The sequence below is a fragment of the Paenibacillus yanchengensis genome (assembly GCF_042684845.1).
GTDB lineage: Bacteria > Bacillota > Bacilli > Paenibacillales > Paenibacillaceae > Pristimantibacillus > Pristimantibacillus yanchengensis.
Genome location: NZ_JBHUMH010000007.1, coordinates 38797 through 63876 on the forward strand (window position 1 = coordinate 38797; position 25080 = coordinate 63876).

19 protein-coding genes and 1 pseudogene are annotated in these 25080 nt (G+C 38.6%); 7 read left to right on the plus strand and 13 right to left on the minus strand.

Translation table 11 applies throughout. The annotated features are described in order from the left end of the window. Window positions 1-60: 60 nt before the first annotated feature. From ACFSTH_RS01480 to ACFSTH_RS01490, 3 genes are read right to left on the minus strand one after another with little or no spacing between them, the layout of a single operon-like run. Window positions 61-1197 carry a Ger(x)C family spore germination protein gene (locus ACFSTH_RS01480; RefSeq protein WP_377775582.1) on the minus strand — a complete coding sequence of 379 codons (1137 nt, stop codon included), beginning with the start codon at window positions 1195-1197 and terminating at the stop codon, window positions 61-63. Further along, the gene (locus ACFSTH_RS01485) at window positions 1194-2636 is read right to left on the minus strand and encodes a spore germination protein (protein WP_377775584.1); all 1443 of its coding nucleotides are present in this window, start codon (window positions 2634-2636) and stop codon (window positions 1194-1196) included. The genes ACFSTH_RS01480 and ACFSTH_RS01485 overlap by 4 nt, the downstream gene beginning before the upstream one ends. Next, the gene (locus ACFSTH_RS01490) at window positions 2633-3736 is read right to left on the minus strand and encodes a GerAB/ArcD/ProY family transporter (RefSeq protein ID WP_377775586.1); all 1104 of its coding nucleotides are present in this window, start codon (window positions 3734-3736) and stop codon (window positions 2633-2635) included. The genes ACFSTH_RS01485 and ACFSTH_RS01490 overlap by 4 nt, the downstream gene beginning before the upstream one ends. Before the next feature lie 111 nt (window positions 3737-3847). Here ACFSTH_RS01490 and ACFSTH_RS01495 point away from each other — a divergent pair, with 111 nt between their 5' ends. Beyond that, window positions 3848-4054, plus strand: a complete 207-nt coding sequence (locus tag ACFSTH_RS01495) for a hypothetical protein (RefSeq protein ID WP_377775588.1) — start codon at window positions 3848-3850, stop codon at window positions 4052-4054. A gap of 130 nt (window positions 4055-4184) precedes the next feature. Here the strand turns inward: ACFSTH_RS01495 and ACFSTH_RS01500 are convergent, their stop codons facing one another. The 7 genes from ACFSTH_RS01500 to ACFSTH_RS01530 form a co-directional block, all read right to left on the minus strand. After that, window positions 4185-5324 (minus strand): toxic anion resistance protein, encoded by a 1140-nt coding sequence (locus ACFSTH_RS01500; protein WP_377775590.1) that lies wholly within the window; start codon window positions 5322-5324, stop codon window positions 4185-4187. A gap of 24 nt (window positions 5325-5348) precedes the next feature. Continuing rightward, entirely contained in the window at window positions 5349-7037 is a 1689-nt protein-coding gene (locus ACFSTH_RS01505; protein WP_377775592.1) for a vWA domain-containing protein, read from the minus strand. Between the two features lie 12 nt (window positions 7038-7049). Next, complete coding sequence (locus ACFSTH_RS01510) at window positions 7050-7787, minus strand: hypothetical protein (RefSeq protein WP_377775594.1); 738 nt, start codon at window positions 7785-7787, stop codon at window positions 7050-7052. A 379-nt stretch (window positions 7788-8166) separates the two neighbouring features. Beyond that, the gene (locus tag ACFSTH_RS01515) at window positions 8167-8940 is read right to left on the minus strand and encodes an ABC transporter permease (protein ID WP_377775596.1); all 774 of its coding nucleotides are present in this window, start codon (window positions 8938-8940) and stop codon (window positions 8167-8169) included. Beyond that, window positions 8930-9802 carry an ATP-binding cassette domain-containing protein gene (locus tag ACFSTH_RS01520; RefSeq protein WP_377775598.1) on the minus strand — a complete coding sequence of 291 codons (873 nt, stop codon included), beginning with the start codon at window positions 9800-9802 and terminating at the stop codon, window positions 8930-8932. The genes ACFSTH_RS01515 and ACFSTH_RS01520 overlap by 11 nt, the downstream gene beginning before the upstream one ends. Before the next feature lie 78 nt (window positions 9803-9880). Further along, window positions 9881-11491 carry a sensor histidine kinase gene (locus ACFSTH_RS01525; protein ID WP_377775600.1) on the minus strand — a complete coding sequence of 537 codons (1611 nt, stop codon included), beginning with the start codon at window positions 11489-11491 and terminating at the stop codon, window positions 9881-9883. Window positions 11492-11571: 80 nt separating this feature from the next. Continuing rightward, entirely contained in the window at window positions 11572-12237 is a 666-nt protein-coding gene (locus tag ACFSTH_RS01530; RefSeq protein WP_377775602.1) for a response regulator transcription factor, read from the minus strand. 235 nt (window positions 12238-12472) lie between these two features. Here ACFSTH_RS01530 and ACFSTH_RS01535 point away from each other — a divergent pair, with 235 nt between their 5' ends. After that, entirely contained in the window at window positions 12473-13033 is a 561-nt protein-coding gene (locus ACFSTH_RS01535) for a hypothetical protein (protein WP_377775604.1), read from the plus strand. Window positions 13034-13742: 709 nt separating this feature from the next. Here ACFSTH_RS01535 and ACFSTH_RS01540 read toward each other — a convergent pair. Continuing rightward, window positions 13743-15059: a stalk domain-containing protein gene (locus ACFSTH_RS01540; protein ID WP_377775606.1), complete on the minus strand. Its 1317-nt coding sequence runs from the start codon at window positions 15057-15059 to the stop codon at window positions 13743-13745. Window positions 15060-15238: 179 nt separating this feature from the next. On the opposite strand from ACFSTH_RS01540, the pseudogene ACFSTH_RS01545 reads away from it, so the two are divergent. Then, window positions 15239-15370: pseudogene (locus ACFSTH_RS01545) on the plus strand (SDR family oxidoreductase); the annotation flags it as partial. 17 nt (window positions 15371-15387) lie between these two features. After that, a complete protein-coding gene (locus ACFSTH_RS01550; RefSeq protein WP_377775608.1) occupies window positions 15388-16308 on the plus strand; it encodes a fumarylacetoacetate hydrolase family protein in 921 nt (306 codons plus the stop codon). A gap of 173 nt (window positions 16309-16481) precedes the next feature. Here ACFSTH_RS01550 and brnQ read toward each other — a convergent pair whose 3' ends face one another. Continuing rightward, complete coding sequence (gene brnQ / locus ACFSTH_RS01555; RefSeq protein ID WP_377775610.1) at window positions 16482-17810, minus strand: branched-chain amino acid transport system II carrier protein; 1329 nt, start codon at window positions 17808-17810, stop codon at window positions 16482-16484. 218 nt (window positions 17811-18028) lie between these two features. Then, window positions 18029-20845: a hypothetical protein gene (locus ACFSTH_RS01560; protein ID WP_377775612.1), complete on the minus strand. Its 2817-nt coding sequence runs from the start codon at window positions 20843-20845 to the stop codon at window positions 18029-18031. 310 nt (window positions 20846-21155) lie between these two features. Between ACFSTH_RS01560 and ACFSTH_RS01565 the strand changes: the two genes are divergently transcribed. The 3 genes from ACFSTH_RS01565 (at window position 21156) to serA (ending at window position 24907) form a co-directional block, all read left to right on the plus strand. Beyond that, the gene (locus ACFSTH_RS01565; protein ID WP_377775614.1) at window positions 21156-21608 is read left to right on the plus strand and encodes a DUF2269 family protein; all 453 of its coding nucleotides are present in this window, start codon (window positions 21156-21158) and stop codon (window positions 21606-21608) included. A gap of 343 nt (window positions 21609-21951) precedes the next feature. Beyond that, window positions 21952-23172: a benzoate/H(+) symporter BenE family transporter gene (locus tag ACFSTH_RS01570; protein ID WP_377775616.1), complete on the plus strand. Its 1221-nt coding sequence runs from the start codon at window positions 21952-21954 to the stop codon at window positions 23170-23172. Between the two features lie 139 nt (window positions 23173-23311). Continuing rightward, window positions 23312-24907 carry a phosphoglycerate dehydrogenase gene (gene serA / locus ACFSTH_RS01575; protein WP_377775618.1) on the plus strand — a complete coding sequence of 532 codons (1596 nt, stop codon included), beginning with the start codon at window positions 23312-23314 and terminating at the stop codon, window positions 24905-24907. The last annotated feature ends 173 nt before the right edge of the window (window positions 24908-25080 follow it).

Here is a 25080-nt window from a genome sequence, read left to right on the forward strand (position 1 = left end):
ATGCTATTTGTATGGGGTGTCCATTTCTACTTTTCCGGTTAGTACAGTAGATACTCATTTTTATTTAATAAAATTGGAGTGATCAATTCGAGTGTAAACATTGATTTTCCATTCGACTGTTTGGTATAAATCGTGCCAACTTTGTTGCATTTCTCTCCATTGTTTTGGATATTTACGATGAATCCGTTCTCCGATGCCGAGAATGTCTGCATGGTGGCGGTTGGAGAAAGCAATCATTTGACGCAGCTCCGTTTCAATTGTTTCATTGAGTTTTTTTTCCCATTTATGAATCGATTCAGGTGTTACAATCATTTCGCTGCACCCAAGACTTGAAATATTTAAGTCAGCATATATTTTCATTAGAACGGTTGGATGGAGCTGATTGTCGACTTTTACTGTTACACGGCTGCGATTATTAATGTTTTCAAAAGTTATAATGGAGTTTTCATCGCAAGTGATATTCTCAACTGTCCCGGACATACGATTATTGGCACGTAGCAGACCTTTTGTTTCTATATTGTTTAATAATCCAGTTAATCGGTCTCCATGAAAAGCATACAGTCCGGATGCTTGCAATCGTAACTTGTCGCTTCGTAGCATATCTTTTTCAATATTAATTGCAGGTATCGTAATGTCTTTGAATTCGTTAATTAAATTGCTATACACATCAATAAGTAGAGTCTTATCTGTCAAAGCGGTATTGGTACCGCCCTCTGAAAGACCGCGAATCATTTGGGACGCAATGGATTCACTAGGTGATTTTAGTTGCAATATGTCAGAAGCTCTTCTTTCTGTTACAAATAAAAATGTTCCGTTACGTATTTGGCGCATTCTGCGAATAGCGTCAATTTGACTGCGAATACCTTCTTTGGCAATCTGCTTGCTGAATATGATTATAGTCGTATGACCCCAAAGCAGCGAACGTTCTGTTTGTTGTTGCATCAATCTAGCAGCATCAAATACGGATTTACCTTCCGATGTAAGTAGGTAAGTATTGTTCTGCATACCTTTTGGTTGTTGCCCACTTGCCGTTAGCTGGGCAATTTCTGCTGTTAGCCGAATGGGCTGTTTTTCTCCTTTATCAATTCCAACCGAGTGAATAATATGAATTTCATTTAATTCTGAACTTCCTTTACAGCCGGATATGGACAACGATAGAGTGATTGTTAGTAGGATCAAAATTATTTTTTTTATCATTTTTGCAACTTTCTCCGATATCGCTCGCGATTGGTAACTCCGAATAAGCTAGGTCGCTTGCGGTTCAAAATATGTGGTCTACGCACGATGACATCCGTTAATTCTGCCAGATTTATCGGTGCGGCTGGTGCAAGATAAGGAACGCCGAACGAGCGTAAGGAAGCCAGATAGGTCATGAGTAAAACGAGTCCCATCATGATACCTACATATCCTAGCAAAGCAGCAAGGAATGTCATGACAAACTGAAGAATTCGGATGACATAATTTATAGATGTTGGGGGTAGCGTAAAGGTGCAAATGCCAGTTAAAGCAGCTACTATGACCATAATAGGTGAAACAATCCCGGCTTGTACTGCTGCCTGACCTAGAATAAGTGCTCCAACAATGCTGACCGCCTGTCCGACTTGCTTGGGCATGCGAACCCCTGCTTCACGCATAATTTCAAAGGCAATCATCATAGCAAAACTTTCGATGACTGCTGGAAAAGGAACCGGCTCTTTAGCTGCGGCGATGCTTTGCAGAAGTGGTGTTGGTACTAATTCGGGATGATAGGTTATGGTGGCTACATAAAAAGCAGGTAGCAACATGCCGATTAACCCGCAAAATAGTCGCAGCAAACGCATGCTGGAAGCGATATAAAAGTTCCATGCATAGTCTTCACTTACTTGGAATGCTTGTAAAAATACAAAGGGGAGCAGCAAAACGAAAGGCGAGCCCTGTATGAGAACGGCTATCCGACCATCTAACAAACCGCCAATAACACGGTCAGGACGTTCTGTTGATTCGAGTAAAGGAAAGAGTGACCAGTGATTATCCGTGAGCCATTCTTCTATATAATTGCTTTCCAGAACAGCGTCTATAGGGATTTCACGCAATCTGTTATGAACCTCGCGAACAAGATCAGGATTAGCAACACCGCCTATGGAAAGGATCGCCACACTCAGCTTACTTAGCTGCCCAATGGTTTCATACGCAACCTTTAAATCAACAGAAGGGAAATGAAACCGAATTAATGCAATATTATTTTGCAAAGATTCGTTAAATCCGCTTCGTGGGCCTTTAACCGTTGACTCACTTATTGGCTCTTCCACATTGCGAAACTTGATGCCTTGCGTGTCCACAGCGATGCCATAACCTGATTCGGTAAACAGAAACACAGTTTCTCCCAAAATAATATGCTCAGCTGCCTCCTCTATGGTGTGAAAAGTTTCATTTTTTTGATGAGGACGAAGCAGTTCCTTGCTTTGCCTACTAAGCTCCAGCATTTTCTCCAGCTTCTTGTGATCAATCATGCTGTCAACATAGCAAATGGTGGCTTGCTCATTGCCTGCAATGATGACATCAACTGTAACCAGATCACCGGATTGCTGCATCATCTCGAATAGCTGATTTTTATTAGCAGTAGTATCAATGGAAATGGCTGATTTATTCGGTTTCATAGCGCTCCTCCTTCATTATTTAATTTTTTTTTAACAAGAGCTACAAGTAAAAAAACGCAAGGAATAAAAAACTGAAATAGTACAAAAAACCATGACTGTTTATCATAAATAGCTGATAATTCGATTAGACCCCATACTTTATATTTTGAAACGATGATTAAAGCTGCTGACATAGGGATTATCCATAGTCTGATTCGTTGAATGTTAAAAAGTTCTTTTAAACCTTGAAGTGCTGACCAGAAATAAACGGTAATTTTTATGAATGAACTCATTACCCATATGACAACAAGAGCCGCATCAAATCGTTCAATATTGCGAAAAAGCTGCAAGTTTTGAATGAGGCTTATATTTGGATAGATAAAGGAAGCTGTAGCCTTGCCGCCGAACACCATCGTACATACGGCTGCGCCCATTATTAATATAAAAAAGGTAATACCGATGGCGCCTAAAAGGTAATGAACTGTTTTTTTAGTCCGTTTTACATATTTTAAAATCATAGATACGAACATCACGTCACCAAACCAACTTATCATTAGCATGGTTCCTCTAAGCGGTTGGATTACTCCATTTTCCATTACCGGTAGCAAATATTCAGGATGGTACTGATTGATTAAGAGTAAATAGATAAGTAGAAAGGTTCCTATTGATGCAGGTAGTACAAGTACAGACACCCGCGAGAATGTTTCTAATCCATGATAAACGGCAAAAGCAGCCATAATGGCACCGACGATCAAATACCAAGTTTGCGGTATAATTGGATTTAATGTGATGATGAAAAATTGAGAGAACTCGCGTAATGACCAAGTTGTTATATCTAGAAAGTAAAAAATAAATACTAATGCCAGCAACCGTCCAAACCATTTTCCAAATAGCAGTGTACAGAGTGAGATCAGATCTTTGTCTGGATGCAGCTTAAATAACCAAAAGAAAACAAGAGCATTTAGTACGCCAATCATGCCACCTATTATTACTACAAACCAGGAGTCGCGATCCGCATAACTGGCCAAAATTTGGGGGGCGTATAGGCTAGAGGTACCGAAAGTGGAAAGTGCAACTAGAGCTAACATTTGTATATTGCTTATTTGTAGGCGCTGCTCCATACAGACTCCCCCCCCTTAATAGTTTCCATTAGTATGAGCAATTGGAAGGGATTTATACTTTGCATAATAGTAGCCTTTCATGCAAATAGTAGTATAGGAGGTGAGGACCACATGAAGACAGTTATTATTTCTTATCTGTTGGCTGGCATTTGGCTTGGCACTTTGATATATTTTTTGCCACATAGCAATTGGTATATTAGTTCTGCTCATAATACGTGGAACTTTCTCATCATTAATACGTTAATATTTGTTCCCATTGTTTTGGTGATGTTTATCGCTGATCGGGTATTTGCTTCAACCAAGCAAAAAAAACGCTAAGTTCATTGTTTATATAAATTTTAGCCAATAAAAATCGTAAAAAGCACAAGTACAGGGGAATAAATATTCCTGAAGCTTGTGCTTTTTTATTAAAATTTTAGCAAATTGGAAAATAATGTCGTATTGCAATTTACAGCCCCAGCTGATGTCCCTTTTCTAAGCGAACAATTTGCTTCTCTCCATTGTCTGCCATTTCCCGAAATTGATCAATGGTTTGGCGCATTCTAGGTAATGCTTCTTGTTTGTAATTGCTTATGGAGTCGAGGGCTTCCATCACATCGGAAAAAGCTTGCTTTAGCGTATCCGCCGAGATATTTGTTTCCAGCGATTTTTTATGAATGTCAGCACCTTGCTGCTTCAACATTTTGGAAGTACCGGCAATTAGATCGTTCGTAGTTTGATTTAACAGCTCAATCTTTTTCAATACAATTCGTTGGTTATAAAGAGCGCTGGCGACGGTGACAGAAATTTTAAGTGCTGATATTGTAACATTTTTAGCTCTGTTGACGCCTCGAATTAGTTCTTTGTTATTTCGAATAACGACTTCGATTGCCATGATGCCTTGTTGGTTGACGACTAACATTTGTTGAAGATCCATTACCCGTTGACGTAGCGGAAACAGTACTTCCTCAGTAATAAACCGAATTTTTTCTGGGTCTTTATTTTGTGCTTTGGCTACTTCGATCTGTGCTTCAATCGATTCATCCATCATCGCTCCCAGTTGAATTTCCTTTTGAATTTTTTTGGTTAAATCGCGAAGTGACTGCTGCTCGATATCCAACGTAGTGTTGTCGTTTGTGAGTGTTGCTTTTCCTTTGTCCAAAGAAACTACTATATCTGCAATGACTTCATCAGCTTTTTGATATTTAAGGAAATAAGCACGTAGCGGATTGAACAATTTGCCGAGAAACCCCGTCTTGGCAAAATCGATCAAGCTGGGGTCCAAATCTTTCAACTGAATGTGCAGTTCAGCTAATCCTTTTGCCACTTGACCGCCTTCATCGCCTGTCTTCGATAGATTTCCAACCGATACTTGAAGCAATGCATTTTTATTGGCAGATGATCTCATTGTATTCAAACCAAAGGATTCAATGGATTGTAGCATATCTCTTCGCTTATCACCTGACTCCAAATCAAGCTCCATTATCGCCGCTACATTAGATTCAGCTACTTCTCTAAGTCTAGCTTCTTCTTCCGGAACAGGCTTTACCTCTTGCTCAATTACTGCTTTAATTTCTTCTGGGCTTGCAACATCCATAGTAAATGACAATATAATTCCTCCTTCGCATCTATCTTACATTTGAACATTAAATAAGTTTCCTATTTTGTAGACTACATCATCTGTATCCGCATCAATGCTTGCCGCTTCATTAATACTAGAGATGCTTTGAAGCGCCTTAATATTGGCATTATAGCCAATTGTATAAATAGGAATTTGGAAATTTTCGATTAATCCTTTAATATCCTTGAGTGAATGGCCTTCGTTCGTCTCGCCATCACTTAGAACAAATAAAATTGGCTTCTGATTGGGATTAACAGCCAATTCCTCTTGTAGCAACTTCATGCCCACAATAATTCCATCAAAGGTAGCTGTGCCGCCACTTGCTTGCAAACTGTTTACTGCACCGACAAACATGGATTGCTGATTCGTATCATATTTGGCAATTGGCAAATTGATGGAGACTGCGCTTGAATAAGAAACAAGACCAATACTATTGTCTTTTCCTAAAAATTTCTGCCCCTTCAGCAAAGACTCCTTTAAGCGATTCAACGGCTCGCCTGCCATACTACCGGAAACATCAGTTACAAACACAGCCACAATAGGTTTATTGCCGTTTTTCTTTTCTTTCCACAACTTCTGAGCAGCAATCAGTAAGCTGCCATCGACTTCGGGTAGCTCAGATTTGTAGTCTTCAAGATTATTAAAGCCTTTATCTTTTCCTGTTTTTTGATACTTTTCTTGTGCAACAAACTCTGCAAACTTTTTAATAATATCCAGCTTATCCTTTGGAACATCTCCTAGAGCATACAAGGGACTATCATGTCTAGCACCAAATGGAGTGAACGTATAGCCGCCCTTTAAGTCCGCTGTATTGAGATAGGTTTGGTATTCCAAAACAAATCCATCTAGCATGCCAGACTTAGCTGCATCGCGCATTTGCATCGTAGTAGACGCAATGAAAGGGACATTAGCTTGGAATTTTTCAAAGCCCTGCACTGCTTTATCACCTAAAATATTCGAGCTATCAAACGTATTAAGTGCTGTTAAAAGGAAGTTTAAACCTGTAGAACTGGCAAAAGGGTCAGTATAGCCCATAGAAAACTCATTATTTGCTATCGCTTCTGTGATCGTTTTGACATTCACTGAACCGTACGTGTCTACTAATTCATCATATTTGTCTTTGGCTATAACAATGCCCGTGACGTTACCTACCAGTCTACTCGATATAAGCTGTGTCTTAACGCCGTCCGCTTTTATCATTTCGCCCCAAAGCTCGTTGGATGGTGTGAAGGCATCTGGTACGTATTTTCCAGTTTTAATGTAGTCTATAGCTGTGCCAGAAGCGATATTACGAATTTTGACCGAAACGGGTTTTCCATCAATTTTAATATTTGCTTTATTGAACTCAGCACCAACATCAGCCAGCCAACTGTCCATTCCTGTGCCCGATTTTTCCGGAGAAGAAAAAATCTCTACAAAATTGTTTGTAGTATTCTTCACTGTAATTGGAAACTTCGAAATTTCTGGCAAAGATGCTGCGACATCAATTGGATCGAGGTCAATTTGTCCCTTAATCGGTTGCTCAGATGACACGGAAATATTAGAATAAAGCTTATTTAATTTTTTAGTTGCATCTTCAGTTGTGACCTGAACGGTAGTTTTTCCAAAGTTAGATGTTATCTTAACTCCTACAAAGACAAGAATAAAAACAATAATCAAAATAATAGCCGATACAAATAAAAATTTATTTTTTTTAGCCAAGCTTAGCACCTCTCACTGTCTATAATATTTTGTTTGTTTAATTAGGGAATCAATTTCCTGCATGCAAGCCATGTTCTCGATATCTCCAGCTTCAAAGCTATCCAAACGTGATATCTCCAGTAGCAGCTTGTCGAGTTTCAATAAGATTTCTTCATTATTACTTAATGAATCCTTCATAAATGTTAGAAACTCATTGTATAGATTCGTTTTCTCTTGCTGGATCTGTTGAGAAAATCTCGTTGTTTTTTGAAGCATGACACTTTTGAATTCAGCCTCATCAAAAACGCTTAATCTATTCAAAATACTTCTGACGTTGAGATAGAATAGTTTCTCTACCTCTTTAATGACAGAAGCAAATTTTTTATAGCTTAATTCCGTTGAATCAAATCGCTGATGGAGTACATGAAATAAAGTGTCATACTTTTTCCTCAGTCGATCCAACTGTTCCAGTGCAAGATTGATATCTCCTTCTAGTACAGTAACTTGTTTAAATCGAAGCAAAGCATCCACGTAATCTTCATGTGTATTGATTTTCTTAACAGGAAGCACTACCGGTTGCTTAAACAGCCAAATATAGCTTCCATAAATGAGTGCAAGAGCACTGGCGAGTAATAACGTTACACCAAATGCTGTTGCGAACGCACTACTACCAATCTCAAGCCCTAACAATCCAGGCGATAACACAATAATATTTAAAGTAACTATTCCTAGAGCAAGCCCTAATAGTTTTATGTATTTTAGACCAGTCAACCTTCACACCTCCTTTACTTCTACAATGAAATACGTCCGAATTTTGAAAAAGTGACATTTTTCCAAAAATTTTGTGAACGAACAAGCAAAATCAGTACTCCCATAGTCTTTATGTCATGCTGAGCACATAGCAAACTACTTTCTTTTATATGCACAACATCATTGATAATTGTTATGCACTTAGGACATTCGACATAATTCCTCATTTTCCTTTTTATAACTCTATATTATTAAACAGTTGTAAATTTACATTTTTTAAAGGGTCGATTTGATAATGCAAAACTAATAAGCGAACATGATCCAATGACATGTCCGCTTATTAAGGAATATGTGATTATATTACAAGGAATGTTGGAAATACGAAGCGTTTGTAAAATTTTTAATGTAGACGACGTCTTCTTTTTTGCCAACTAATAAGATATACAATAGCAACGATAGCTGTCATGAAGATGAACGACTGAATAATTGGCATGAAATTATAGCCAGTAAAACCACTGCCCCAATAGGTATGAAAATCACTCGACATATGTGCGAGAGGGAGACTATAAGCAATTTTTTGTCCCCAGCTTGGTAGTTCGTCGGGTTGAATACCCATCATTCCTGAGAAAATCATAATAGCAAAATAGAGTGTCATCACGATAGCAAATGTAATTCCAAATTTCTTTACTAGCATCGTGACAGCATATGAAAAAATGAATAATAGTGTAGCGATAGCATAATAGCAAACGAGATAAATAAGTAGTGCACTCCAGTGTGGCGTTATAATGTTATGCAAGCTGATCATCACTGTGGAGAATAGAATTAAGGCACAAGTTACTATCGTGTAATGAACGATAATTTTTGCGATAATGATTTCTTTTTCCTTGAATCCAAATAGTTCCATTCTTGTTATAACACCTTGTTCTGTTTCTTGAGCAAATAAAGCTGGAAAACTAATTAGCATAATGGCGAGCGGTATAATAAGTGCCACCATTAGCGCAATACTCGTTTCAACTTGGGCCTGTTGGGCTACTGGGACACCACTGGAAATCGTGCTTGTTAAAAAAGAACCCATCAAAATCGGGAAAACAATACCAAAGAAAGGAGTAAAGAAATTTGCCATCGTATTTTTAAATTCGTATTTAAGCAAGTGTGCAAGTTTTTTATTTTTCATCGACAAACCCCTCCTGTGCTTTAGCATTCAGCGTCATAATTTCGATATCATTGTTACGTCTTTTATAATTAATATTGGATTTTATACAGTGTGATACAATCTCCAACTCTTCTGCTTCATCATTACAAGCAATAGCAAGTACGAGCGAAGGAGCTGCAAGTTTACGATGCGTACTAAAATGATTTCGTGTTTGTTCATTATCTTCAACCGTTATAACGGAATAACCACAGTATTTTTCAAATAAAGCTTCTTTCGTTCCAAAACAAACGACTTCCCCTTGATGCAGTAACAATAGTTTATTCGTTAGTTTCTCCAGCTCATCATAATAGTGTGATACGACGCAAAGCGTCTTACTTTTGTCTGCAAACCAATCCGTCAATTTGGTCATCAACGTTTGTCGCGTTTCGAAGTCAAGCCCAGATGATACTTCATCTAAAAAAGTAAGCTCCGCTTGTTGCATCAGGACGATAATTAAAGTGAGCCGCTGTTTTTGTCCGCCAGATAATTTGGAGAAACGTTTTTTTAAACTGCTATCGAAATCAAAATAAGTAATTAACTGTTGCAGCTCTTGACTGTCTGACACTTTCAGCCCGAGCATTGTTTCCATGATCGTTTTTACGGATACGTTAGAAGAATAATTGTTTTCTTGCAAGTGAACCGCCATTTGCTGCGGTGTTATCGTACTTTCTATTTTTCCCTCAAAAGGTACCATACCTAATAAAGTTTTGATCAACGTCGACTTCCCAGCACCATTAGAGCCAATAATACCAATCCGGTCATTTTTTTCGAATGTAATTTCTTGATTAATGTGTAAAGCACGGTGTGAACCAAAAGTAACGTCTAAATTATTAATTGTTAACATCACGTATCTCCTCCCTCTCAACTAACTTTATTATCGCATTCCAGTATGAATTCGAGATGAAGTTCATGTGAATGATGACTACTCCTTATTTAGTAATAAAGTAGCAATAACGCTGTTGTTTTCTTTATTATTAACAATCCGAATCTCCATAGCTAATAGTGCGGCATATTGTGCCACAATGTATAACCCGAGACCATGCCCGGCTCTCGCTTGAGCAGGTCTGACGAACGGTTCGAAGATTTTCTCGGCATAGGCTTCGTCTAGCTGCGTACCTGTATTTTCAATTTGCAGCTGATTTTCAGAAGAGGTAATCAAAATTCGTTCCATGTTCGGCGTGTAATGAATCGCATTGATGATCAAATTATCGAGCACTTTCTCAAAATAAAGGACATCCGTCACGATCGATTTGTATTCCTCTACATCCATTTCTATTTTCAATTGTTTTTCTTCTATTAATATGTGATGCCGGTCGAGTAAGCTGTTAATAATTGTAGCGACACGAACTGTTTGTAATTCAATGTCTCCCGATGTTTGTTGATTAAGTAATAATAGCTGGTTAATAATTAGTTGCATATCGAGCATTTTCGCTTTCACTACAGGTAAATATTTATGTGTATCTTTATATTTTCCAATTTCTTCAATCATGCCATCTAGCAGTAATAAAGAAGCGGTGACAGGTGTTTTCAATTGATGAGAAGAAGCTGCTAAAAAGGTTTTTTGACGGCTATTCTGCTCCTGCAAATAATTTTTTTGGCGATCCAATTCACGATACAAAGCATGTAAATCGACTTCCAGTTGGTCATATTCATCTAGTTTTTGTTTTAGTTGTGCTTGTTTTTTCGAAGATATAGCATCAAATTCATAATTTCCGGTTTTCATCAAGCTCATTTTGCGCGAGATCATTTGAATTGGGCGTACTAATACTTTGGTAAAAATAATAGTCGCTAACAAAATGACGATAATTAAGGTGGAAAGTAACATTGGTAAACTTTGCGTAATAACGGAACTTAAAGCGGTTAGTTTAGGCGTAAGGACTGCTGCAAGAACGAGGTAGTACTTGTCATCAGTAGTGGCGATTCCCATATAGGTTGTATAGAGGTTCGTTTTGTCGCCAGCTTTTACTGCCATAATAAACTGCTTATCGCCATTTCTATAAAATTTAGGTTGATCTGCTGTTGAAAACAGTTTGGATATATCGATAGGTTCGCTCAATTCTTTAAATGTAAATAAATCGCTAGGAAAATCTTGCTGCACACCTTTGGTGTCTATTAAATGCTCCAACCGTTTTCCTATTGTTTGAAATTCGTTATCTACTTCTTTTTGTTTAAGCTTATCTAAATTTTTCATCAGCGCCACAATATCTTTATACCACTGCCTTAAGTCTTGATCGACAATCGTTATTTCGAAATTATTATAAAAGGTGTGGACATTAATGGTAGCATTTTGTTTTGGAAGTTCCATAGAAATAATACTATTCGGTGTTTCAAATGCGTGCAACGCATCATTAATTTGGGTATCAATTTCCGTTAATTGAGCAGATTGCAGCTTTTTTATGGAGGTAATTCGTTGCTGTTCTACTTCACGAGCGTATAATGGCGATAGCATCCAAGTGAAATAGAGAAGGATGAATAATGCTACGATACTAACGATACCTAGACTATACAAAAATATTCGTTTACTAATTGACATGTACTCACCTACCTTTTGAATTGAAAATTCTCTATTTAATGTAACAATAACGTATGAAACCGATATGAATTTCGTGTGAATTATAGGGAAGAGAGATTGATCTGGTAACCGAGACCGATGACGGTTTTAATGATGGGCGTTGGTAGTTTTTTGCGAATATTTTTTATATGCGCATCAATAATTCGGTCGTTCGGGTAATAATCATCGGCAAAAACAATCGTTAACAGTTGCTCTCTCGTAAAAACTTGCTGTGGATAGTTGTAAAGTGTTTGAAATAATAGAAATTCAGTAACCGTAAACTGCAACGACACACCGTTGTACCATACTTCGTAAGCATCGGCACGCAGTTCTAACCCTTTTTGTTCTATCTGTGGTTGTGGCTTATGTCTTCTAAGCACTGCTTCGATACGTTTTAATAATAAAATCGGGGAAAATGGTTTCGTAATGTAATCATCGGCAAATAAATTGAAGGCATTAATCTGGGTTAATTCATCCTCCAAAGCGGATAGCATAATGACCGGAAGGGAGGGATAGTGTTCATGTATATGCGCTAAAACCTCTAAACCAGACTTTTCTGGAACCATAATATCAAGAATTGCCAAATCAAACACGTTCGCTTGTAGCTGCTCGATTGCCGTAAGCCCATCCGCTACATGCACTACGGTATAGTCCTTCATTTTCATATATTCACTCGTTACTTCTACTATCGTTAGCTCATCTTCTAAATATAATATCGTTATGCTCACGTACACTCCGCCTTTTTTATGTGGTTGAAATATTACGTATGTATTTCATTATTATGATGACTTCATTATAACTCAATTATAACAACAACGGGATTTACAGTAACTGATTGATACGATAGTAGACAGTAGAGGGTCATTATTAAAGGAAGGAATCCGTTTTTTGAAAAGGAGTATGTTAATAAAGCAACAAATAGTAGTAGCCGCACGTCTGAAATGAAAAGGGGGAGGCGCATTGATGAAAAAAAATATGGTTAGCGTATTATTACTATGTATTGTTCTGATAGGGACATTATTTTATGCTCCTCAAGTATCCGCTTTAAGTTGTGCTGAATTCACCAAGATTGAAGAAGCATATGATCGATATGAAGCGATTATCGTTGGTACAGTCAAAAAAGTAGATCGCAAAAAAACCTACAATAGTGTGACGATTGATATTGAGCGAAGTTTCAAATCGTTAACGGAGAGACAAATACAAGTTAGAGAAGATATTAAGTGGGGCTCTGTTAAGATTGGTCCAAGTCAAGTAGGAGAAAGTTATCTTTATTTTTTAAATGATCAGGGTGGTTACTGGGAAAACTCAGTATGTTCTCATTCCCAAAAATTAGCTGATGTTTCAAGTAGCGAGTTGCAATATTTAGACGAGAAGGAAATTCCCTTATTTTCGTTACCAAACGAAGAGTTTCAGCTAGAAGTTTCCTCTACCGGGGAGACTATAACATGGACAGTTGCCACGATAATGGTAATACTGCTGTTACTTGTGATTATATTATGGCGTTGGAAAAGTAAACGTAAGTAGATGGATGTTATGTAGAGTAGAGTAGAGTAGGAATGCCAATATGGCGGAGTATTTGAACGTGGAGTGTATTATATCAAATAGCCCTAATATAGAAAGTTAGCTAGTAATGTAGATTTTGTATGATAAAACGTATAAATGGTCATGTGAAGGGGCTAGTAACATAGGTTTTGTATGATAAAACGTATAAACGGTCATGTGAAGGGGCTAGTAACGTAGGTTTTGTATGATAAAACGTATAAATGGTCATGTGAAGGGGCTAGTAACGTAGGTTTTGTATGATAAAACGTATAAATGGTCATGCGATGGAGCTAGAAAGGTTGATTTTGTACGATAAAACGTATAAATTTGGTTTTTTGAAGATTATATCAAGCTAGCAATAAATAAATATAGCAAACTTTTACAATAGGATGGTTTTTATGTGCAACGTGCAATCTAATGACCACTAGGGAACATTATGCCATACAATCGCCGCTTGATCTGGTGGGAACTTGAAGCAAGGGTGAAAGAGAGGCTTCAGCATATTCACACGATTACACTGGATGGAATTAAAAATACATTTTTTCCATCCAGCTTCTTTTCGTTTAGGACTGATTAGACAACCCCATCGGATCTAACTTAGCTTATATTGTGTGTACTTCACTTGCAGTAAAATAGCACGTAGTGGGCTGATTGAATTTAGCAGATACGGAACCAATCCCTCGTATATCGCTTATTCATAAGTGAAGAATAAATTATACACTAAATCGTCATCGTTGAAATCTAGCAAGATAGAAATATTGTAGTCACCTGTATTAGTATGACTAAACAATTGTAAATCCTTTAACTGTATGGCTGTTTCGTATCGTTCGTAACCATCGTCGTACATATCTTCATAGACTGATTTAGCTGAGTCAGAGCTGTAAATCTCACTGTAGGTAAATTTTATTCCATAAGTTTTATTTAATCTTTTTAATTGAGCAATAAATTCATTCAGAGCGCTGGTTGCATCCCTATAATCAAAGTTTGCTGAATAAGCGACTTTGGTTAGTTTTCCGTTACTAAAGTGGTAATAGACATACCCCATTTGACCATTAATAAATTTTTTATTGTATACTAATGCATTTGATTTTTCGATCAGTATTTTACTTTTCATTTTTGACTTTACAGTGGTTTTATTACTACCAAGCGGTATATTTAAATAGCTGTCATTAACTTTCTTTTTCTTAGCTAGTTTAGTGCTGCCGTTCTTTAAGTAGTTAGATAAGCGAGTTTGAGCTAGTTTTAAGTCAGCAGTGCTTGCATCTGTAACGAAGTTTTTTGTCGCGCCATATTCTAGTAATCTGGCTACCATCACATCATTTTGATGATAGGCTGCCCATAATAAAGGTGTCCAATTGGTTGATGATTTTACATCGGGATTGGCATCTTTCCTCACTAATAAAGTAACAGCATCTCCCGAATTTCCCATCGTAGCATACAATAAAGGAGTTAACCCGTTATTCGTATCTTCAACTGCATAGCCATGTTCAAGCCAATATTTTAATGTGGAAGTATCATTGTGATAAGCTGCTTTAAAAATCTTTAGATTTTCTTGGAAAACAATATCGATATGTTGTTTTTTTCCATCCCAGTAGACTAGGCTGCCACTTGTTTCCGCAACAAAACGTAAGGGGACCATCGTTGCTCCTTTTGTTATGACGGGAGCTTGTACTAAGACTACTTTTTTTTCATTGACATAGGCATTTTTAGAATTTAACGTCAACGTAATATTTAATTTATCGGATGTTCCTGTTATTTGCTGTTTTTCTTTATTCCATCCTACTTTCATTTGTAGCGCTTCAAATATAGAACGAAAAGGTACCATTGTCGTACCTTCTGTTTGATAAGGTGGTGTGGTAAATGTAATCATCTTATCATTGATCGCTGCAGTAATCTTTTTACTCTTCGCTTCCACGATATGTGAACCATTCCACCCTAATAATACAAAAAGTAGGGCAGTAGTAAGGATGGCTTTCCAACTATACCGGAGCATGTTCATCTCTCTCATATTATCTTTCCTCTCGCAATTGTTATAAATGTATAATATTAGTTGACGTATGGAATGTCTAACCAATTAATGGTGCTTTATTGTTTTAAATCCCGAAAGTGCTAAGGGGTGACATTAATGTGAATGGTGTTTTCTTACCTAGCAAGTATGTCGTACAATATATGATGAAGCAAAGATAGTTAAGTAATGAACTTAGTCATCCTGAAGATGTGGCGAAGGCAGCGTTGTTTTTAGCATCCGATGAATCGTCATTTATGATGGGAGCGCCACTGTATATTGATGGCGGCGTTGTATTTGGAAAAAATGCTTAACACGAGGAGAGACGTTGATGAAAACAATTACATTTATGAAAGCAGATGTGCCAGCACTTGGTTTGCTAGTTGATGATCTCATATTAGACGTAGCAGCTGCAGCGCAGCATTATAATTCGACGGTTGCCCAACATGATATGCAATTAATAGCTGGAGGAGCTAGTGCGATTGGACAATTAGAAGCATTGGCATTACAGGCGCAATCCAATCCCGAGTTATGGCTTCAAGAAGCAGACATAGTATGGGGACCAAGCGTTACTCGTCCGAACAAATTGATTTGCGTTGGCTTAAACTATCGTAAACATGCGGATGAAACGAATGCTGCTTATCCTGAATATCCGATTCTATTTAACAAATTCAACAATACATTGACTGGTCATAAGCACGATATAGCGATTCCTAGTGTCACTAGTCAATTGGACTATGAAGTGGAACTAGCGATCGTTATTGGTAAAGAAGCGAAATATGTAGCTTATGCTGATGCGCTAGATTATGTGTATGGTTATACGATTGTCAATGATTTGTCAGCTAGAGATTTACAAATGCGAACACCACAATGGCTACTTGGCAAAACATGTGATGGTTTCAGTCCGTTAGGTCCATACCTTGTATCGGCGGATGAAGTCGGTGATCCGAATCAACTGAACGTTCGTACGATAGTAAATGGAGACGTAAGACAAGACTCAAATACATCGGACATGATTTTTAATTGTGCGGAGATTGTAAGTTATATTTCACAACATATGACGTTAACGCCGGGGGATGTTATTTTGACAGGTACACCTGAAGGGGTAGTGCTTGGTTTGCCAGAAGCGGAGCGTGTCTTTTTACAGCCAGGCGATGAAGTTGTTATCGAAATTGAAAAACTTGGACGATTGGAAAATCGTTTCGTTGCAGAGCCAGACAAGCCAGCTAATTGGAAAAGAATCGGTTCCTAGTATGATGGAGTTTGACATATTAGTTGCTCAATTTGCTTAAAGAAGAGTAAGGTAACGGTGCAAATGAAAGAACTGGCTAGAAAGCTAAAGTAGTGGCAATGAGATTTAAGAGACAGATACGTTACTTGGTTTGCGTATCTGTCTTTTTGCTTTTTATAAACATAAAATAATCTTTATATCGCTTCATTTCTTCTTTTGGAGACAGGCCAGATAAATCCCAAAATAGCTCCAATCAATGCAGGTATAATCCAGCCAAGACCAATATCAAATAAAGGTAAATAGTCACTATACAAATTGGTGAGAGATACGATCTTCAGTTTGGAGCTGGACAACCCTTCCACAATACTGACAAGGAAAGTAAATGTTAAACTAAACCAGTACACTTGTCGTTTACCTTTAAATAAAGGATGGAAGAAGGTTAACAGCATAAGTACGATAGCTAACGGATAAAGTATTTTCAGTACAGGCTCAGAAATTTGTATTAAATCATTCAAACCGGCATTAGCAAGCAAGGCACTAACAAGCGATAGCAATACAGCATAAGTTTTGTAAGAAATATGTGGTATCAAACTTTGTAAGTAGCTGCTACATGCCGTTGTAAGACCGATAGCTGTTGTCAAGCAAGCGAGTAATACGATAATGCCTAAAATAATACCGCCATATGTGCCGTAGTAGTGCTGCGATATTTGCGCCAATACTTCTCCGCCATTTGCCAAATAATTTAATTTCTCAACGCTGGAAGCTCCGATATAGGCTAGAACAAAATAAATAACAGCAAGAATGGCTGCTGCTAATATGGAAGATTTTATCCCGGTTTGTAGTAACAGTTTTGGCGAATGAGCGCCTTTATCTTTGATAGCGTTGATGACAATAATGCCAAAGACGAGTGCAGCGAGTGCATCCATCGTTAAATATCCTTCTTGAAATCCTTGAAAAAACGGATAAGACTCATATTTTACTTGTGGAGCCATAGGCTGACCAAGCGGATAGAGCAAAGTGGTTAATGCAAGTATTGCCATGAATGTTATAAGTAAAGGGGTTAACCATTTACCAACGATATCAATCATTTTAGAAGGGTTCAGCGATAGAAAACAACTTAATGCAAAAAATGAAATAGTAAATAAAAACAAGGGAATAGCATTGTCCTGTTCTGTAAGAAATGGTTTTATAGCAATTTCGTAAGATACACTACCTGTTCGAGGCATGGCAAATAAAGGACCGATCGTCAAATAAAGTGTCGTAGTAAAAATAAGTCCAAATATGGGATGCACACGATTAGTTAGAGAGAGAAGATCAGGCTGTCCTGATATGCTAAAAGCGATCACACCCAATAATGGTAAGCCAACACCAGTCAGTAAAAATCCTATTGCTGCTTCGCTAACCGCTGTGCCGGCTAATTGACCTAGCATAACGGGAAACACAAGATTACCAGCGCCAAAAAATAAAGCAAAAAGCATTAAGCCAATTACAATCATATCTTTAGTAGAAATCGTTTTCGTCATATCCTTCTCCTGAGGTAGCATTATACAATATAAAATAGATACGTTTCATTATATCAAAATTTACTGTAAGTTGTAGCTCGAATTGTTCAATAGAAAAAAAACGAGCAACAAACTTTGGAGAGTGTAACCACTCATCCTAAAAATTTGTTGCTCTTCGTATGGGGGAAAATATAATACTTAGTTATAATCTAGTTATAATGATTTTATTTCATTCACTTTTAATAGGAAACATTCTCTTCAATTAACTCTACCCAGAAAGTTATTCGAGCACCAGAATTTGAAGCGAATAAAGTAAGACGGTGCAGACTCCATAATTCCGTATCTGGATCTTGCTGACGTATTAATGTTGTATTGATTTCAGAACTGTTCGTATAGATTGTTCCATCTGGATTCCAGTTCACGAAAGAGGTACCATTATTCTTGGATATTTGTCCAGTACTGTCAATTAATATATCATTTTGAACCTCTCCTTGAAAGCCAACTTCGTCATAGTTTGTTAATCTTTTATAATCCATTCGGACAGTTGGACCAATACTTTTTATCTCCACTCTAAGTTGATTTACGGCAGGGGAAGCTGTTCCGTGATAATATCTCAACGAAATATTTTTAATTATAACTTCGAAACTATCATTTGGTTGAGAAATGTTAGCTGGATATACGGTTAAACTACCTGGACCACCTGATCCAGCTGGACCTGTAGGTCCTACTGGTCCAGTAGGTCCCGTTACTCCACTGAGTACTTCATTGTAATCTGGTGAAGTACCAGGAGTTCCGTTAGGCGGAGAATTGACGACCACATATAGTTTTCCATTATAGGAAACGACTTGCCCCTCAACTAGGTTACCTGCTGTGCCCGGATCCCACGTGTTAATGCCATCAAGCCCAATACCAGTAGCTCCAGTAGCTCCAGTAGCGCCAGCATTTCCAGTACTTCCTGTTGCTCCAGTCGGTCCCGTCACCCCGCTGAGTACTTCATTGTAATCTGGCGAAGTCCCAGGTGTTCCGCTAGGAGGAGAATTGACGACCACATACAGTTTTCCATTGTAGGAAATAACTTGCCCATCGGTTAGGTCACCAGCTGTGCCTGGATCCCACGTGTTAATGCCATCAAGCCCAATACCAGTAGCTCCAGTCGGTCCCGTCACGCCACTCAGTACTTCTTCATAATCAGGTGAAGTCCCAGGCGTTCCGCTAGGCGGTGAATTAACGACCATATACAGTTTTCCATTGTAGGAAATAACTTGCCCATCGGTTAGGTCACCAGCTGAGCCCGGATCCCACGTGTTAATGCCATCAAGCCCAATACCAGTAGCTCCAGTCGGTCCCGTCACGCCACTCAGTACTTCTTCATAATCAGGTGAAGTCCCAGGCGTTCCGCTAGGCGGTGAATTAATCACCACATATAGTTTTCCATTATAGGAAATAACTTGCCCATCGGTTAGCTCACCAGCTGTGCCCGGATCCCACGTATTAATGCCGTCTAAACCAATACCTGTCGCTCCAGTTGGTCCTGCTGGTCCTGTCACTCCACCTAATAGTTCATCATAGTCCGGTGATGTTCCCGGCGTTCCGCTAGGCGGTGCGTTGACAACGATATAAACTTTACCGTTGTAGGAAACGACTGTCCCTTTGGATAAGCTACCTGCTGTACTGGGATCCCACGTAACAATATCATCTAAGCCGACACCAGTAGCACCCATTGCACCAGTACTTCCAGTAGCACCAGTTGCTCCTGCCGGTCCCGTCACTCCACCTAATAATTCATCATAATCTGGCGAACTACCCGGTGTACCGCTAGGTGGAGAATTGACAACGATATAAACTTTACCATTGTAAGAAATAACTTGCCCTTTGGATAGGTCACCTGCCGTACCGGGGTCCCACGTCGATATGCCATCTAGACCAACGCCAGTAGCTCCAGTCGGCCCCGTCACGCCACTTAATACTTCTTCATAATCCGATGAAGTTCCAGGCATTCCGCTAGGAGGCGAATTGACAACAACATATAGCTTGCCATTATAGGAAACGACTTGCCCATCGGCTAGGTCGCCTGCCGTCCCCGGATCCCACGTATTAATGCCATCAAGTCCAATACCAGTCGCTCCAGTAGCGCCAGCAGTTCCAGTACTTCCAGTTGCTCCAGTAGCGCCAGCAGTTCCAGTACTTCCAGTTGCTCCAGTAGCGCCAGCAGTTCCAGTACTTCCAGTCGCTCCAGTAGCGCCAGCAGCTCCAGTACTTCCAGTACTTCCAGTCGCTCCAGTAGCACCAGCAGCTCCAGTACTTCCAGTAGCTCCAGTCGCACCAGCAGCTCCAGTCGGTCCTGTAATTCCACTCAGTACTTGCTGATAATCTGGCGAAGTTCCTGGTGTTCCGCTAGGCGGAGCATTCACAACGACATAAATATTACCGTCATGGGAGATAACTTGCCCCGGCGCAAGAGAGCCTGCGTTTCCTGGATCCCATGTCGATATGCCGTCTAATCCAACTCCCGTAGCCCCTGTAGCTCCCGTAGCTCCTGTAGCCCCGCTACCTGAAGGGGTTGGGTTCTCGATTGAAATGATAGCTGATCCTTGTGAAACATTTATATCTAAAGTGTTAGATTCGAATATAATTTTCTCGCCCATTCCAAGTACAGCAGAACCCGATGTGCCATCTATTGTGACAAGTGGTGTTCCCGGAGGGATCGTGCCTCCGCCTGCAGGTCCTGTCGGTCCAGTTGGACCAGCCGGTCCTGTCATCGTAGAAGCATTCAATGCAGCCTCCATTTTTGATTGTAGAAACATTTGGTTTCTAGTAGCACTATCAATTGTACCTTTAACACTTTGATTTACAGCTAACAAATCTTGAATGGTTGCAGCTGGTCCTGTTAGACCCGGAAGTGTACCCAGAACATATTGTAGTTTTTCTCCTTCAGCATTTAAAATGTGACTTAATCCTAATTCCTCCATCGCAATAGAAGAGAGTATTAAATTAATCGCGTCTTCTCTATCCAAAGTAATATTGGGGTTAATATCTGGGATATTAGGTTGAGACATTCTTCAATCTCCTTTCAAACAGTTACTTGATTTTTTGGTCAGGTAGTATTGCCGGACATTACACACTATGCCGAAATTTAAAAAGAGTGAAAATATCATTTGGATAATAAACAATAATATTGCTAAAAACATAATTAATAATTTAAATTATTTAGCTGTAAATTCATAAATGTCGTTAGAAGTATTGTTTCTTGTCAATAAGATGTTGTCCACAAAGTGTATCATTGCTTTTTACTCTATTCCGTTATTACAATAGAAGGTAATGAGAGAGAGTGATAATTGTATCGTTGGAGAAATGGAGATGGAATAAGTGACATTGTACGGGATACTAGTATTAGTGCATGTGTTGTCTGCCATTCTTGGGATGGGACCGGGATTTGTTATGACGTATATTGCGATGAAAGCAACTACGATGACGGAATTAAAGCATGCTTATTATCTTCGACATCGACTACATATTTTTGTGATGATAGGTGGAACATTGCTATTAATTACCGGGCTTGCGATGGGATTTATAAACCGTTACTTGTTCTCTGCCGGCTGGTATGTGACTAGTTTACTTCTTTTTTTGGTGGCACTTGCCTTTGGACCGTTTGTTTTGTCCCCTCGATCACGCCCGATCAAACAACTATTGCATGAACATAACGGAGAACAAATACCTCAGCAATATTTTCCTTTGTCGCAGCGATTGTTTTTCTACGAGCACATAATTAATATTATTTTTCTAATCATTATCGTTTTGATGGTGATGAAGCCATTCTAGCTGTTGGACACAATTAGAGTCTTTAATTATTTGTATACAAAAAGTCGTATAAGTCGTATAGCGCTGAGAGCGCCATGCGACTTTTTTTCGTTGAGATAGTTTAGCTTTACTTATGTAGATACAAGATATTTTGAATTTAAAGGTTCTGTGGATGACAGAGAAATGGATTGCTTGAAATAAGAATTTTGGATATATATAACCGATCCAATACTTGTTATACTGACGATTCATTCAAGCATATCGTCCGTTGATCGTTCATTAGCGAGGAGGAGTTAGTGATGAAATTACACTGATGGAATGGAAAGGCAAGGAATGGAATGATAGAAGAGAAGGAGAAAATGAAATGACGAAAAAAACAACTTCATTACAAGCTAGAGATTTTATAACTCCTAGTGTTGCAGCGCTAATATCCGTCATTGTTAACTATGGAGGTACTTTTATTTTAGTTTTTCAAGCTGCCAAAGTCGCTGGATTAACACCGGAGATGACAGCTTCTTGGATTTGGTCCATATCTATTGGTGTAGGAATTACAGGAATTTGGTTAAGTTATCGCTACAAGGAACCGATTATAACAGCATGGTCTACGCCGGGTGTAGCATTTCTTGTGACAACACTTGCAACAACTCCTTACTCAGAAGCAATTGGTGCGTATATGATATCAGCGCTAGCTTTTATTATTTTAGGTTTATCCGGTATGTTTGAACGACTAGTAAAACTCATTCCCGCCGGTATTGCCTCTGGTTTGCTAGCAGGTATTTTACTACAGTTTGGTATATCTGCTTTTGGTGGGGCTGAAGTTGATCCAATGCTGGTTATTATATTATTTATTAGTTATGTTGTATTAAGAAGGATAACATCTCGTTATGCTATTGTTGGTATATTGATTATTGGAATTCTGTATTTAATTATGACAGGTATAACAGACTTCAGTACTATGCGATTAGCAGTTGCAACGCCAGTATTTGTTTTTCCGGAATTTACCTTGCAAGCTATACTAGGTGTCGCTTTACCTCTTTTTATTATTACGTTGACAGGTCAATATATGCCAGGAATGCTCGTTTTGCGTAATGATGGATTTCAGACAAGTGCTAACCCAATATTAGTGATCACAGGTTTGGGATCTTTGCTGGCAGCACCTTTTGGATCACATGCTTTTAATATAGCAGCTATTACAGCAGCGATTTGTACAGGAAAAGATGCACATGAAGATAAATCGAAACGTTATATCGCTGGTATTGCTTGTGGTGTTTTTTATATAATCGTTGGTATATTTGGAGTTACACTAGCAGCTCTATTTCTAATACTTCCTGCTACTTTCATCGCAACATTAGCCGGATTAGCGTTGTTGGGAACGATAGGAGGTAGTTTAGCTAATGCATTAAGTGAACCAAAGGGACGCGAAACGGCGCTGATAACATTTCTAGCAACTGCTGCAAATGTAACGTTACTCGGTATTGGCGGTGCTTTTTGGGGATTGGTTGCTGGGTTAATTGCTCATCTAGTTATATATGGAAATTTTCGTAAAAAGAAAAGTGCTTTACTAGTTAATATTCGAGGGGAATGAAGCAGCTGTTTGCTAGGAAAAGTAGTCGTTCAAACGATAGGCGGATACAGCAAATCTCTTTTGGATGTAGAAATTAGGCTCATACGTTGTTATACTAACACTATACTTTTTATACAGGAAACTAGAAGGAGAATTGTCCATGTTTAAGATTTTAGTATCGGATCCGATTAGTGATAATGGTTTACAGCAATTTTCTGCTGCTAATGATGTGGAAGTAACGAAATTGACTGGTTTAAACGAAGAGGAATTAATCGCTATTATTCATGAGTATGATGCATTACTCGTTCGCTCCCAAACAAAAGTGACACCGCGCATTATGGAAGCGGGCGTTCGATTAAAGGTGATTGGACGAGCAGGTGTAGGCGTTGATAATATCGATTTGGAGGCAGCGACAAGTTATGGCATTATTGTCATTAATGCTCCAGATGGTAATACGATTACGACGAGTGAGCATACATTTGCGATGATGTTGTCGTTAGCTAGAAATATTCCACAAGCCTATCGCAAAACGATAGCTGGATTATGGGATCGTAAGACGTTTATCGGCGTAGAGCTGAATAATAAAACACTGGCTGTACTTGGACTTGGTCGCATTGGGCTAGAAGTAGCTAAACGTGCGACAGCTTTTGGTATGAAAATAATGGGATATGATCCTTACTTTTCAGAAGAACAAGCAAAGGCAGCAGGAATTCAGTTAGCAACAATTGATGAAATTGTGCAGCAGGCTGATTTTATAACTGTTCATACTCCACTTACGAATGATACTCGTCACCTCATATCGGAACAACAATTTGCCATAATGAAAAAAGGTATGCGTATGATTAACTGTGCCCGTGGCGGGATTATAGATGAGCAGGCGCTGTTAGTTGCATTAGATGAGGGGATTGTAGCTGGAGCTGCATTTGATGTTTTTGAACATGAGCCACCTGAAGCAGATCATCCGTTTTTAAAGCATCCGAACATTATAGTTACACCACATTTGGGAGCGTCCACGTTGGAAGCACAAGAGAATGTTGCCATCGATGTAGCGGAACAAATAATTCATATATTACACAACCAACCATTTAAAAATGCTGTAAATATGCCACCAGTACCAAATGAACTATTAAGCAAAATACAGCCTTATTTTACATTGTCTGAACAACTAGGAAAAGCACTCGCTCAAATGACGGATGGGGCAGTGGAAGAAGTAATCATTGATTGTTCTGGAGAGTTAGCAACGATTAATATTACGCCACTTATTCCTTATGTGTTAAAGGGAGTACTTACTCATCATCTTGGTGCTAATCAAGTGAATATTGTTAATAGTGTTCATTTGGCGAAATTGCGTGATATTACGGTTACCGAGCGTAAAACGTTGCTAACAGAAAAGATTACGAACGAAATTACGATTCATATTAAGACAACAGTGGAAGAAAGATGGGTTACTGGTTCTATTCTACCTAGCGTGGGTGAACGTCTTGTAAAAATAGGACCTTATCCAGTGGAAATTCCATTAGAAGGAGATATTTTGAATATATCTCACCAAGATAAACCAGGCATCATTGGTAGCGTTGGAATGTTACTTGGAGATAATGGCATAAACATTGCTTCGATGCAAGTTGGTCGAAACGAAGTTGGTGGTTCAGCGGTAATGATTGTGAAAATTGATAAAAAAGTAACTGCTCAGGTCATAAAAGATTTAACAACAATTGAAGGAATTAAACGTGTTCGATTAATTTCTTTTGATCAATAAATAGACTATCATGTGCAGAGATGTTCTTCTACAGCAACATCTCTGCAAAACGAAAAAACCCCTCTGCAATCGCTTGTTCTTCTACTTTAGCAAATTCTAATATAATACAGATCCTACTCGACTATTCAATTATACTTTTTTCATTTCGATAATTTAATGGAATAAATAAGAAA